The sequence below is a fragment of the Streptomyces sp. NPDC001787 genome (assembly GCF_040297465.1).
Classification (GTDB): domain Bacteria; phylum Actinomycetota; class Actinomycetes; order Streptomycetales; family Streptomycetaceae; genus Streptomyces.
Genome location: NZ_JBEOZE010000062.1, coordinates 1 through 11523, shown reverse-complemented (window position 1 = coordinate 11523; position 11523 = coordinate 1). Strand labels below are relative to the sequence as shown.

The window sequence follows — 11523 nt, the reverse complement described above, 5'->3', positions numbered from 1 at the left end:
CAACCACCGTGTTCCACGCCTCGTCGTCGCTGAAGTCGGTCCTGATGACGAGAACGTCGAGCAAGTCGCGTCCGATCTCAGGCAGCACTCGCTCACGATTCTCCGGCAACGTCATGCCCAGGACTCTCCCACCCCGCACTGACAACCAGCTCCTGCGGGAGTGATCCAGAAGAAACGTCCTAGGCGATGCACGATTCCGTCGGACGTGGTGCACCATATGTGCTCGGTTGGCCTGGCCCCGGCGCTGCGGTCCTGTCGGCCCCATCCGGCGGGCGGTGTCTCCTCAATGACCCTCAGGACTGTGGCGTGGTGGTCCGGGTCGACGTGGGCGGTGCGGGTGTTCCGGCAGGTCCACCAGTAGTTTCGGACCGGCTGCCCGGACAGGCCCCACTGGACGAGTGTGTACTCTTCGCCCTGAGCGAAGCGCCAGAGGTCGGGCGGTTCCTCGGCCACGGCTGCGACTCGGGCTGGCATGCTTTCCTGGACCACCCTTACCAGGGGCCGCCTCAGTCTCGAACAGCTCCACTGCGGCACTGCCTGTACCGGTTGCTCCGCGCCCAGGACCGTGAACCCGGGGTCGGCGAACAGGTGACCGGCGAGCACCACCTGGTCCTCTCCGTTCTCACCGAGCAGGTTGTCGCCCTGCCTGGACAGGGTGACAACCTGCCACCGCGCTCCGCCGAAACGAACCTGGGCCCCGAACTCCACCACCGGCTGCCCCGCCCGTCGCTTAGGGACATGCCCATGTCCTCAGCATCTGAGGCGCTCCTGGGGCGCTTACAGGCCCAGCTCGGCGGTGAACTCGCCCGCCTCGAGGATCTGCTTGACCGTCGTCAGGTAGCGGGCCGCGTCGGCGCCGTCCACCAGGCGGTGGTCGTAGGAGAGCGTCACGTAGGTCATGTCGCGCACGGCGATCGTGTCACCGAGCTCTGGGGCGGAGATGACGACCGGGCGCCTGACCGTGGCGCCGATGCCCAGGATGGCTACCTGGTTCGGCGGGACGATGACCGTGTCGAACAGTGCACCGCGCGACCCCGTGTTGGAGATCGTGAAGGTGGCGTCCGCCAGGTCGTCCGGGGCGATCTTGTTCGTGCGGACCTTGTCGGCCAGCTCGGCGGTCCGCTTGGCGATACCCGCGATGTTCAGGTCACCCGCGCCCTTGATGACCGGGGTCATCAGGCCCTTCTCCGAGTCGACGGCTATGCCGACGTTCTCCGAATCGAAGTAGGTGATCGTGCCCTCGTCGTGGTTCAGGCGGGCGTTGATGACCGGGTGGGCCTTCAGTGCCTGGACGGCGGCCTTGACGAAGAACGGCATCGGGGAGAGCTTGACGCCCTCGCGGGCGGCGAAGCCGCCCTTGGCCTTGGCACGGAGCTTCATCAGCTTCGTGATGTCGACCGCGATGACCGAGGACAGCTGGGCCTGCTCGTGCAGCGCCTTGTGCATGCCATCCGCGATGGCCTTGCGGATGCGCGGCAGTTTGACCGTCTGGCCACGCAGCGGGGAGGCCTCCAGGACTGGGGCCTTCGGCGCGGCGGCCGGGCCGGCAGCGGTAGTCTTCGCGGCCTCGGCGGCGGCGATGACGTCCTGCTTGTGGATGCGGCCACCGACACCGGTGCCGTTGACGGTGGACAGGTCCACGCCGTTCTCCGACGCGAGCTTGCGTACCAGTGGGGTTACGTAGGCGCTGTCGTCCGCGGGGGACACGGCGGTCGGCCCGGGGGCCGGAGCCGGGGCGGCGGGAGCCGCAGGGGCAGCCGGAGCCGGGGCAGAGGGTTCGGCCGGAGCGGCAGTGGCCGGAGCGACACCGGGAGCACCGATGACGGCGAGCTTCGTGCCGACCTCGGCCGTCTCGTCCTCATAGACGGTGATCTCCAGGAGAACACCAGCGACGGGCGAGGGGATCTCGGTGTCGACTTTGTCGGTGGAGACCTCGAGCAGCGGCTCGTCCTCGGCGACCTCCTCACCGACGGTCTTCAGCCAGCGGGTGATGGTGCCCTCAGTGACCGACTCGCCGAGCGCGGGCAGGGTTACGGAGACAGACATGCGGTTCATCCCTTCCCGGTCAGGCCGTAGCGCTGAGTGGCGGCTTCGGGCACGTTCGGCTTCACGTCGCCGCGGGCGGCGAGCGTGCGCAGGGTGTGTACGACGATGGACTCGGCGTCGACACCGAAGTGGCGGCGTGCGTTGGCCCGGTTGTCGGAGAGACCGAAGCCGTCGGTGCCCATGGAGGTCCACTGCTGCCGCACCCAGGGAGCGATCTGGTCCGGGACGGCGCGCATCCAGTCGGACACGGCGACGACCGGCCCCGGTGCGTCGGTCAGCACTTCGGTGACGTACGGGGTACGTCCTTGGGCCTCGGCTTCCATGGCGTCGCGGCGCAGCAATGTCCAGGAGGGGGCCGACCACACGTCGGCGGCTACGTTCCAGTCCGCGGCGAGCAGCTCCTGAGCCTGGAGGATCCAGTGGATCGCAGTGCCGGAGGCGAGCAGTTGCAGGCGTGGGGCGTCCGCGGTGGCGGTGTCGGCGGGCCGGTAGCGGTACAGGCCGCGCAGGATGCCTTCCTCGATTCCCGCTGCCTGTGGCATCGGCGGCTGGATCTTGGTCTCGTTGTAGACGGTGAGGTAGTAGAAGACGTCCTCAGGGGTCTCACCGTGCATACGCCGGAGCCCCTCGCGGACTATCACGCCGACCTCGTAGGCGAAGGCGGGGTCGTAAGGGAGGCATGCGGGGTTGGTGGAGGCGATGAGGTGCGAGTGGCCGTCGGCGTGCTGGAGGCCCTCGCCCGTCATGGTGGTGCGACCTGCCGTGGCGCCGACGACGAATCCACGGCCCAGCTGATCGGCCAGGGCCCAGAACTGATCAGCTGTGCGCTGCCAGCCGAACATCGAGTAGAAGATGTAGAAGGGGATCACCGGCTCGCCGTGCGTGGCGTACGAGGTCGCGGCGGCGGTGAAGGAAGCGAGGGAACCGGCCTCCGTGATGCCCTCGTTGAGAATCTGCCCGCTGGTGGACTCCTTGTAGTAGAGGAGCTGGTCGCGGTCGACGGGCTCGTACGTCTGGCCCTTGGGGGAGTAGATCCCGGCGGACGGGAACAGCGACTCCATGCCGAAGGTGCGAGCTTCGTCCGGAACGACCGGTACCCAGCGCGGGCCTGTCTCCTTCTCTCGCATCAGATCCTTGACCAGGCGGACGAAGGCCGTGGTGGTGGCGATCTCCTGGGTGCCCGAGCCCTTGGCGAGCGCGGCGAACGGCTTGTCAGCGGGGGCTGGGAGCGGCCGGGCGACGACTCTGCGGGCCGGGGCCGGACCGCCGAGCGCACGGCGGTGCTCCTGAAGGTAGGCAACCTCCTCGGAGTCGGCTCCCGGATGTGCGTACGGGACCAGGCCCTCACCCAACCGGGTGTCGGGGATGGGCAGCTCAAGGAGGTCGCGCATGACGCGGAACTCCTTGCCGGACAGCTTCTTCATCTGATGGTTGGCGTTGCGCGACTCGAAGCCGGGGCCGAGCGTCCAGCCTTTGACCGTCTGGACCATGACGACGGTGGGAGCCCCACGATGCTCGAGCGCGGCCCGGTAGGCAGCGTGGATCTTGCGCGGTTCGTGTCCCCCGCGCGAGGTGCCGACGATCCGGGCGAGGTCCTCGTCGCTGTAGGGGCGGGCCAGTCCGGCGAGCGCGCCGGTGAACAGACGCTCGCGAATGTACGCACCGTCGCGGGCGGCGAAGGTTTGCAACTGCCCGTCGGGCAGGGTGTCGAGAGCGTTGAGAAGCAGCCCGTCGGCGTCGGCGGCAAGCAGGCCGTCCCACTCCACGCCCCAGGGCACCTTGACGACGTTCCAGCCGGTCGCGCGGAACCGGGCCTCCAGCTCCTGCATGATCTTGAAGTTGCCGCGTACCGGGCCGTCGAGGCGCTGCAGGTTGCAGTTGACGACGAAGGTGAGGTTGTCGAGTTCCTCGCGGACGGCGAGAGCGAGAGCGGCCATGGACTCCGGCTCGTCCATCTCGCCGTCGCCCAGGAACGCCCACACATGGCTGTGGCTGGTGTCCTTGATCCCGCGGTGATGCAGGTAGCGGTTGAAGCGCGCCTGATAGATCGCCGAGAGCGGGCCGAGCCCCATGGAAACGGTGGGGAACTCCCACAGCCAGGGCAGCCGCCGCGGGTGCGGGTAGGACGGCAGACCGCCGCCACCCGCCTCCATTCGGAATCGGTCCAACTCGGTTTCGTTCAGGCGTCCTTCGAGGAAGGCGCGGGCATAGACACCCGGGGAGGCATGGCCCTGGATGTAGAGCTGATCGCCGCTGCCGTCGGCATCCTTGCCCTTGAAGAAGTGCTGGAAGCCGACTTCGTAGAGCCAAGCGGCCGATGCGTAGGTGGCCATGTGTCCGCCCAGGCCGCCGCGTTCGTTGCCGCGGGTGACCATGACTGCGGCGTTCCACCGGTTCCACGCCGTGATCCGCGCTTCCATCGCCTCGTCGCCGGGATAGGCCGGCTCAGCGGAGGTCGGGATCGTGTTGACGTACGGAGTCACGGACTGCGGCGGCAGAGGTACTCCCGCCTGGCGCGCGTGGTCGACGACTCGCTGCAGCAGTCGCCCTGTGCGCTGCGGACCGACGGCGCCGACCGCACCGTCCACAGAAGCGAGCCATTCGGCCACTTCCTGAGGATCGGGTTCGGGCAGTTGGTCCAACTGGTGGTTCAAGGACATGGGATCACCCTTCTGTGACGCGGGCCGAACGGAACCGGACCGGCCTTTGGAAGCCGGTTGTTTGGTGGAACCGGCCGGCCGTGGTCGTCGAACCCTTGCGCCCAATCTTCCTTACTGTGGAAGATCGATTTCTTTCTGCGGAAACTACGTGCTGTCAGGTCGCGCGATTAACCGCACTGATCAGAAATGTTCAATGATCGATCAAATGGCTGTATGCATCACCGTTGTTAGGCCAGTTCGTCGGCGGTGCGCAGGATTGTCTCCCACGCGTTCGGATCGTCTCGAGTGATCGTCGGGAAGCCGGTTCCGTAGTCTCCGTGCCAGGTCGCCTCGACGCCGGGATTGGCCCACTCGCGACCGTCGGACGCGAAGACGTGCGGGCTGCACCGAACTTGGTGGCGGCGGGCGCATTCGAAGTCGAGCGTCACGAGGCGACGGGCACGACCGTCGTCCAGGCCTGCCGCGATCAGCTCTTCACGCACTTCGGGCGTTTCGCGAGCAAGAGCGAGGATCTCCGAGTGGGCACCGATGGGCCTGCTGTGGGCCCAGAACGCCCGGCGTATGGCCAGGTCGAGCGCCTCAGCCGCCGCAGGCCCCTGCTCCTTGGCCAACTGCACTGCCTCCAGGGCGAACAGTGAGCTGGACGGGAACTTCCAGTCGGGTGAGCGCCACATCTGCCACCCTGCGGTCGGTTCGATATGCGCGATCCCTCCGACCTCGGAGTCGGTGCCACGGCGTGGACTTGGCCCGCCGTTGAACAGCTCCAGAGGGAAGGCGCGGTGGTTGATCCGGATCCGCTCGGTCAGGCCGAGTCGTTCCCGTGTGCTGTGCAGGCGATGCATGGCGACGTGAGCGAAGGAGCACCAGATGTCCGAGAAGATCGTCAGAGTGCCGGGGGACGTGGTGGTGCGTGGGTCGGCGAGCCGCGCCACATGGTGCGGCGGTACGTCGTCTGCGGGGTTCTGAGCGTCGGTCGTAGGCATCAAGCGTTCCTCGATTCATGCGCATAGTCCATGATGTGCAGTTCCATCAGGCGTCCCAGGTACGGATCGCCCCGGCGTAGACCTTCGGCGATCTCTTCGTGGTCCTCCGCGTTGTCGTGCAGCTCGGTGCGCAGCCACCGCAAGGGGGGCGATGAAGCCCTTGAGGCCCTTCTTGACGCCGTGCAGGGTCTCGAGGAGCTGCTGGCCGACCATCGGGGTGCGTTGGAGCGTGTCCTTGCCCCAGAACAGGAAACGCTCGTAGCCCTTCGTGGTGCGCAGGGTGGCGAGGCGGTTGGCCAAGCCGCCGATGGTGGGCGAGTCGGAGCGCCGTTGTCGTTGACGACGATGACGACCGGGCGGTCCTTGGCGTCGGCGATGTTGTTGAGCGCCTCCCAGGCCATGCCGCCGGTGAATGCGCCGTCGCCGATCACCGCGACGACCGGGCTGTTCTTGCCCAGCAGCTGGTTGGCCTCGGCCAGGCCGTCGGCGTACGGGAGGACGGTGGGGGCGTGCGAGTTCTCGATCACGTCGTGCTCGGACTCGGCGCGCGACGGGTAGCCGGACAGGCCACCCTTCATTCGTAGCCGGGAGAAGTCCTGACGGTCGGTGAGCGGCTTGTGGACGTAGTACTGGTGGCCGGTGTCGAAAAGGATGCGGTCGCGCGGCGAGTCGAAGCCCCGGTGCAGCGCGATGGCGAGTTCCACCACACCGAGGTTGGGCCCGAGGTGGCCGCCCGTCTTGGAGACCTCGGTCACCAGGAAGGACCGGATCTCCTGGACCAGTGCGGCCAGCTGTCCGGGCGTGAGTCGGTTGAGATCGCGCGGTCCTCGAGTGCGGGCCGGCAGTGACACACGTTCCTCCTCATTCAGCGTTCGCGGACCACCGGCGGTCCGACGGGCGTCGCTGTCCGGCTCGGCGTTCAAGATCATGGGACAAGGCCCCGTTACGGACACGGCAGCTCATCCCTTCTCCGTCAGGCCGCAGTGCTGGGCGGCGGCGTCGGAAATCCAGTATTGCTCAATGATCGATCAAATGCGTGCGATGCAGCCGCGTCAGGGAACGGGTCCTGGCGTCAGGTGATTCCCGGGCGTCAGGCGATTTTTGACTCGTGTGCGTAGTCCATGACGTGTAGTTCCATGAGGCGTCCCAAGTGCGGGTCGCCTCGGAGCAGGCCTTCGGTGATCTCCTCGTGGTCCTCCGCGTTGTCGTGCAGTTCCGTGCGCAACCACCGCAGCGAGAGACGGGTCCAGGCCTCCACACCCAGCCAGTCCCAGTGCCGGATAAGCACGGGATTTCCGCACGCGTGGACGATGGTGCGGTGAAAGGCCACGCCGTGCAGTGCTTGGCTGTCAATGTCCCCTTCGGCGGCCGCGCGGCTCATCGCGAGCAGGTGTTGCTCCAGTGCGGCGACGTTACCGGCCAACCGGGGGGCGGCCAGCATGACGGCGCGGCGCTCCAGAGAGGCGCGGACAAGGTACACATCCCGGAGCTGATCCAAGGTCAGCTCCCGTACCCGGACGCCCTTGTTGGGTGTAGACGTCACGAGCTCCATGATCTCCAGCTCGCGCAGCGCCTCGCGCACCGGCGCCTGGCTGATGCCCAGCTCGATCGCGATCCGGCGCTCGACGATGCGGTCCCCGGGCTCCCAGCGGCCGGCCACCAGGCCTTCGAGGACGAATGTACGCACGTGTTCATGCAGAGGGACCCGCTCCAGTGAGAAGCCCGGCCTGGTCGTTTTGGAGGACGGGGGAGCTGCGGGGCTTGTGGGAAGTGGCAACTCGGCTCTCCTCCGCTCACCATTTGAGCAATGATCGATCATTTACCCACTATAGTACTCGACACCAAGAACCGCGTCCCCGGCAGAACAGACCCTTGCTCGGCGGGCTGCTCAGCCGTCCCTGCCCCGCTGCGCCCCGCCGTCGCCAGCTGCGCGGCCGGCCGCACTGCTGGTCCGGCGCAAGCACGCCGAAGGGCCGGGGCTGCACTCCAACCGTCTGAAGACCAGTGAGGTGCGCCTCGACACCATCCGGGTGCCGAGAGTGATGCTTCCCAGCACGATGAAGAATACGAGCGCGGCCACCACCACTACCAAGGTGACCGCGTCACAGAACATGGTCAGGAACGTCCTGACCGTCTCTCCGATACTGACCAGCTCTACGTATCGTCGACGACGAGAACGCCCGACAAGCCCGCCCCCGGGCAGGACGTGGCCCTCGAATGGGAGCTGAAGAACGTCGGCACAACCGACAACGCGACGTCCGTCACCGCTGCCGTCCGCCTGCCCGACACCCTCGACTTCACCACGATCACCGGCACCAAAGGCACCTGGAGCACCGCCGGAGGAACCGCTCTCGGCTCGGCCGGCACCCTCAAGCCCTGCGCCTTCCACGCCCGCAACCCCGACCAGGGCCGCGAGCCGAGACCTCGCCCGCCAGCTCAAGGCCCTCGGCCACGACGTCACCTCACCCCGGCCACCGCCTGACAGCACTTGAGACTCTCAGCGCACGCCACCGGGGGCTACTTCGCCATGCCCACCTGACTGTTGAGATTTCCGGTCAGGCGAGGTGCCACAGGCTGAGGTGTCCGGCATCGTCGAGGACGGCGAGGGTGGACGCGTCCACGGCGGTTGAGCTGACCGGCGCGGCGTCGAGATGGATCTCGTCGACGACCGCGTCGGTCGTGTCGTCCCGCAGGCGGAAGCAGCGGTCCGCAGGGATCTCCCATCCGAACTGCCACTCGGCGTAGAGCCCGAGACGGGGGAACGCCGAGCGGGCCGACGCCTTTGAGGGGCGCCGGGGGCCGTGGGGCTCGACGAGCCGTGTGCCGTCGCTCGACCATGTCGCGGTGCGCTTGCCTACGGTGACGGTGACCCTGCCCGCCCCGGGGCCGCTGCGCATGGCGATCTTCGGCCAGTGACCGCCGTAGGGGAACGTGTAGGGCGGCGCGTCGTCGGTGTCCGCTTCGAGGTCCCACAGAGTGACCACCCCGTCGGAGGCGGCGGACAGCACGGTGCGCCCGTCGGGGCTGACGTCGATGGCTGTGACGTCCCCGGCATGACTGCCCAGCCGTCGCGGGTGCCCGGGCCTGGCGGTGTCCCACACCAGCACGGCACCGTCCCAGCCACCGGTCACCACGGTGCGGTCGTCGGCGAACCCGGCCGCCGAGACCCAGCCGGCGTGGCGGCCGAGTGGTGTGGCCGGTATGCCGGTCCTGGTGTACCGGCCGGTGGACGGGTCGATCGGGCAATCACCGCCGTCGAGCGCGTCCAGGAGCACTGAAAGGTCCCACAGGTGCACGTTGTTTCCCCGGTCGCCGGTCACCAGGTGGCGTCCGGACGGGGCGAACGCCACCGCGCTGGTGTGATCCGCCGCGGCAGACGGGCCATGGCGGTCCACTCCGGCTGCGGCCCTGTCACCACGCGGAGCGGGACCGACTCGAAGGTGCGGACCAGCCGTAGTGACGGCAGTTCGTGCACCGTATGAGCGAAATACCCGAACGCTGCCACGACGACATGGCGGCCATCGGGGCTGACCGCCATGTCGCCGCTGCCGCCGCTGTCGGCCGACGCCAGCTTGCTGCGCGCCTCGACGTCCCACAGCTCCAGCGTGTTTCCGTCGAGCGACAGCAGCCGCCCGTCGTCGAGGAAGCAACTTCTCGACGGCCGTCAACGGGCATCTGCACCACCGTGCATTTCGGCCGGACCGGCCGCTAGCCGCAGTCCTGCCTCGGCTAGAGCGGCGGAGTCTGCCCCAGGATCTCTTTGCCCGGGGTGGGGCCCTCGGTCTGGGAGAGACCGTTCATCCGCCATCCTGTGGTTGTCCATCTCAAGCGGACGGTCAGGGTGAGCCAGTTGGTGGCGGGGGCGGGGCGGCCGTCTCCGGTGAGACTGAAGAGTCCTGATGCCCAGACATCGACCATGACCTGTCCCGGCTGTACTCGCGTACGACGGTGCCGGCGGGCATGGTCAGGGAAACGAACGTGGTATCTGTGGGCGCCTGTCCATCCGGGCAAGCCCGATTCGGCGTTGAGCTGGGGGCTGTAGTCCTGGTCGAACCCGGTCTGCAGTTTCTTCTCCACAGTGGGGTGGGCGGCGCGATGGACCAGGGCATGCCTGGTTTCGGGGGTGAACATCCTCTCGGATCCCAGTCCGGTGACGATGGCTGCTGCGGCGTATCTCGAATCCGCACCGACCGCGGCAACATGACGCGCCGCCTCTACCGTCGTCGACGGGGACGCGCTCAGGACGGCGCTGGCCGAACACTTCGACGTGGCCCACACCGTGACCGGTCGGGACAGCGGGATGCACCTGCCCGTGCGACTGCCGCCGGATGCTCCCGACCAGCCCCTGGACCGCGCCGCCCGCCGCCACCGGATGGCCCCGGCCCCTGTCCCAGCACTCCCTGCTCCCCGAAGCCGCCCACAACGGACTCGTCCTGGGATACGGCAACACCTCCGAGCCGGCGTTCGCGTCCGGCCTGCGCCAACTCACGCACCTGGTCAGGGGCCTGGAGCGACCTCCGTGCCCCGCAGCTCCCGGAACGCCTCCTCGGACGACGCGGCAGGACTCAGGAGCGGGGTCCGAGGTAGTCGTGGATCGCGTCGCGGTTGCGGGTGAGGCAGTCGATGCGTTCGTTGAGCTGGTCCAGTTCGCGCCGGAGCAGGGCGGTCAGTTCCGGCCCTGGGGCGGCCGGGAGAGTCACCGAGCCGTGCAGGCAGGGGACCACCGAGCGCAGGGCGCGCGTCGACAGACCGGAGTCGAGCAGCCCGCGGATCTGCTGGACGCACCGGACCGCGTTGTCCGGGTAACTGCGATAGCCGTTGCCCTCCTCCCGGACGGGGTCGAGCAGGCCCTGTTCCTCGTAGTAGCGCAGCAGCCTCGGGCTCACCCCGGTGCGCCGGGACAGCTCGCCGATCCTCATGTGTGCCACCTCACACGGCTGGGATTGACTTTCACATCGATGTCAGAGTTTTAGTGTCCCAGTCATGTCGAAGACAGCACAACCCTCTTCCTCCTCCGTCTCCTCCACTCCTGTGAGCCCCGCTCCGGGCTGGCCCGTCGCCGGGCTGCTCAGCCTGTCGGCGGCGGTGTTCCTGGCCCTGACCACCGAGATGCTGCCGGCCGGGGTTCTCCCCTCGACGGCCCGCGATCTGGGCGTGTCCGAGGACGCGGCCGGGCTCCTGGTCACGGCGTTCGCCTACGCGATGGCCCTCGGGGCGATACCGCTGACGGCGCTCACCCGAGGCTTTCCCCGACGCTCGCTGATGGTCGCCCTCATGGCAGGGTTCGCCGTGGTCAACGTGCTGACGGCGGTCTCCGGGAGCTTCGTGCTCACCGCCGTGGCGCGGGCGGCCGGCGGTCTGCTCGCCGGGGTGTTCTGGTCGACGGCCGCGGCCTACGCGGCCCGGCTGGTCGCCCCCGAGCGGGTCGGCCGGGCGGTGGCGATCGTGTTCGCGGGCCAGGCCGTCGCGCTGACGGCCGGCCTGCCGCTCGGGGCAGCCGTCGGCTCGGCGGTCGGCTGGCGGACGGCCTTCGGCGGCCTGGCCGCGCTCGCGCTGCTGCTCGCCGCGCTGGTGGCGCGGTCTCTGCCCGCGTGGCCCGGCGACCGGGCACGGGGCGGGAAGCAGGTGGCCGCGGTGCTGCGGACGCCCGGTGTCCTGGTGGTCTCCGGCACGACGCTGGTCGTGATGCTGGGGCAGTTCGCGCTCTACACCTACGTCGCACCGCTGTTGGAGCGCGCCGGGCTCGGCGGGTCCGCGATCGGCTGGGCGCTGCTGGCGTACGGCGCGGCGGGCGCGGCGGGCGTCGGGGCGGCCGCGGCACTGGTGGACCGCCG

At 68.6% G+C, this 11523-nt stretch carries 9 protein-coding genes and 2 pseudogenes; 3 read left to right on the top strand and 8 right to left on the bottom strand.

Annotated elements, in window-relative coordinates; translation table 11 throughout:
* Positions 1 to 777: 777 nt before the first annotated feature.
* The 5 genes and pseudogenes from ABT170_RS40330 to ABT170_RS40310 form a co-directional block, all read right to left on the bottom strand.
* Positions 778 to 2139: pseudogene (locus tag ABT170_RS40330) on the bottom strand (2-oxo acid dehydrogenase subunit E2); the annotation flags it as partial.
* Complete coding sequence (aceE, locus tag ABT170_RS40325) at positions 2052 to 4706, bottom strand: pyruvate dehydrogenase (acetyl-transferring), homodimeric type (protein ID WP_351876193.1); 2655 nt, start codon at positions 4704 to 4706, stop codon at positions 2052 to 2054. The pseudogene ABT170_RS40330 and the gene aceE, both read right to left, overlap by 88 nt.
* A 227-nt stretch (positions 4707 to 4933) precedes the next feature.
* The gene (locus ABT170_RS40320) at positions 4934 to 5689 is read right to left on the bottom strand and encodes a DsbA family oxidoreductase (RefSeq protein ID WP_351876190.1); all 756 of its coding nucleotides are present in this window, start codon (positions 5687 to 5689) and stop codon (positions 4934 to 4936) included.
* A gap of 144 nt (positions 5690 to 5833) precedes the next feature.
* Positions 5834 to 6618, bottom strand: a pseudogene (locus ABT170_RS40315) (1-deoxy-D-xylulose-5-phosphate synthase N-terminal domain-containing protein); the annotation flags it as partial.
* A 161-nt stretch (positions 6619 to 6779) separates the two neighbouring features.
* Positions 6780 to 7376, bottom strand: coding sequence for a GntR family transcriptional regulator (locus tag ABT170_RS40310; protein ID WP_351876187.1), 597 nt, complete (start codon positions 7374 to 7376; stop codon positions 6780 to 6782).
* A 519-nt stretch (positions 7377 to 7895) separates the two neighbouring features.
* Between ABT170_RS40310 and ABT170_RS40305 the strand changes: the two genes are divergently transcribed.
* Positions 7896 to 8171, top strand: coding sequence for a hypothetical protein (locus ABT170_RS40305; RefSeq protein ID WP_351876184.1), 276 nt, complete (start codon positions 7896 to 7898; stop codon positions 8169 to 8171).
* A gap of 73 nt (positions 8172 to 8244) precedes the next feature.
* Here ABT170_RS40305 and ABT170_RS40300 read toward each other — a convergent pair whose 3' ends face one another.
* A complete protein-coding gene (locus ABT170_RS40300) occupies positions 8245 to 9039 on the bottom strand; it encodes a WD40 repeat domain-containing protein (protein ID WP_351876181.1) in 795 nt (264 codons plus the stop codon).
* 128 nt (positions 9040 to 9167) lie between these two features.
* Here ABT170_RS40300 and ABT170_RS40295 point away from each other — a divergent pair, with 128 nt between their 5' ends.
* The gene (locus ABT170_RS40295; RefSeq protein ID WP_351876178.1) at positions 9168 to 9401 is read left to right on the top strand and encodes a hypothetical protein; all 234 of its coding nucleotides are present in this window, start codon (positions 9168 to 9170) and stop codon (positions 9399 to 9401) included.
* Between the two features lie 17 nt (positions 9402 to 9418).
* Here ABT170_RS40295 and ABT170_RS40290 read toward each other — a convergent pair whose 3' ends face one another.
* Together ABT170_RS40290 and ABT170_RS40285 are read right to left on the bottom strand one after the other, a co-directional pair.
* Positions 9419 to 9820, bottom strand: coding sequence for a hypothetical protein (locus ABT170_RS40290; RefSeq protein ID WP_351876175.1), 402 nt, complete (start codon positions 9818 to 9820; stop codon positions 9419 to 9421).
* Positions 9821 to 10254: 434 nt separating this feature from the next.
* Positions 10255 to 10608 (bottom strand): MerR family transcriptional regulator, encoded by a 354-nt coding sequence (locus ABT170_RS40285; protein WP_331734227.1) that lies wholly within the window; start codon positions 10606 to 10608, stop codon positions 10255 to 10257.
* A 64-nt stretch (positions 10609 to 10672) separates the two neighbouring features.
* Here ABT170_RS40285 and ABT170_RS40280 point away from each other — a divergent pair.
* On the top strand, positions 10673 to 11523 hold an 851-nt coding region (locus ABT170_RS40280; protein ID WP_351876171.1), incomplete at its 3' end, for an MFS transporter.

Excerpts from the sequence above, each read along its gene's own strand:
- ABT170_RS40320 (WP_351876190.1), bottom strand. The coding sequence starts at position 5,689 with ATGCCTACGACCGACGCTCAGAACCCCGCAGACGACGTACCGCCGCAC.
- ABT170_RS40295 (WP_351876178.1), top strand. The coding sequence starts at position 9,168 with ATGAGCGAAATACCCGAACGCTGCCACGACGACATGGCGGCCATCGGG.
- ABT170_RS40285 (WP_331734227.1), bottom strand. The coding sequence starts at position 10,608 with ATGAGGATCGGCGAGCTGTCCCGGCGCACCGGGGTGAGCCCGAGGCTG.
- aceE (WP_351876193.1), bottom strand. The coding sequence starts at position 4,706 with ATGTCCTTGAACCACCAGTTGGACCAACTGCCCGAACCCGATCCTCAG.
- ABT170_RS40290 (WP_351876175.1), bottom strand. The coding sequence starts at position 9,820 with ATGTTCACCCCCGAAACCAGGCATGCCCTGGTCCATCGCGCCGCCCAC.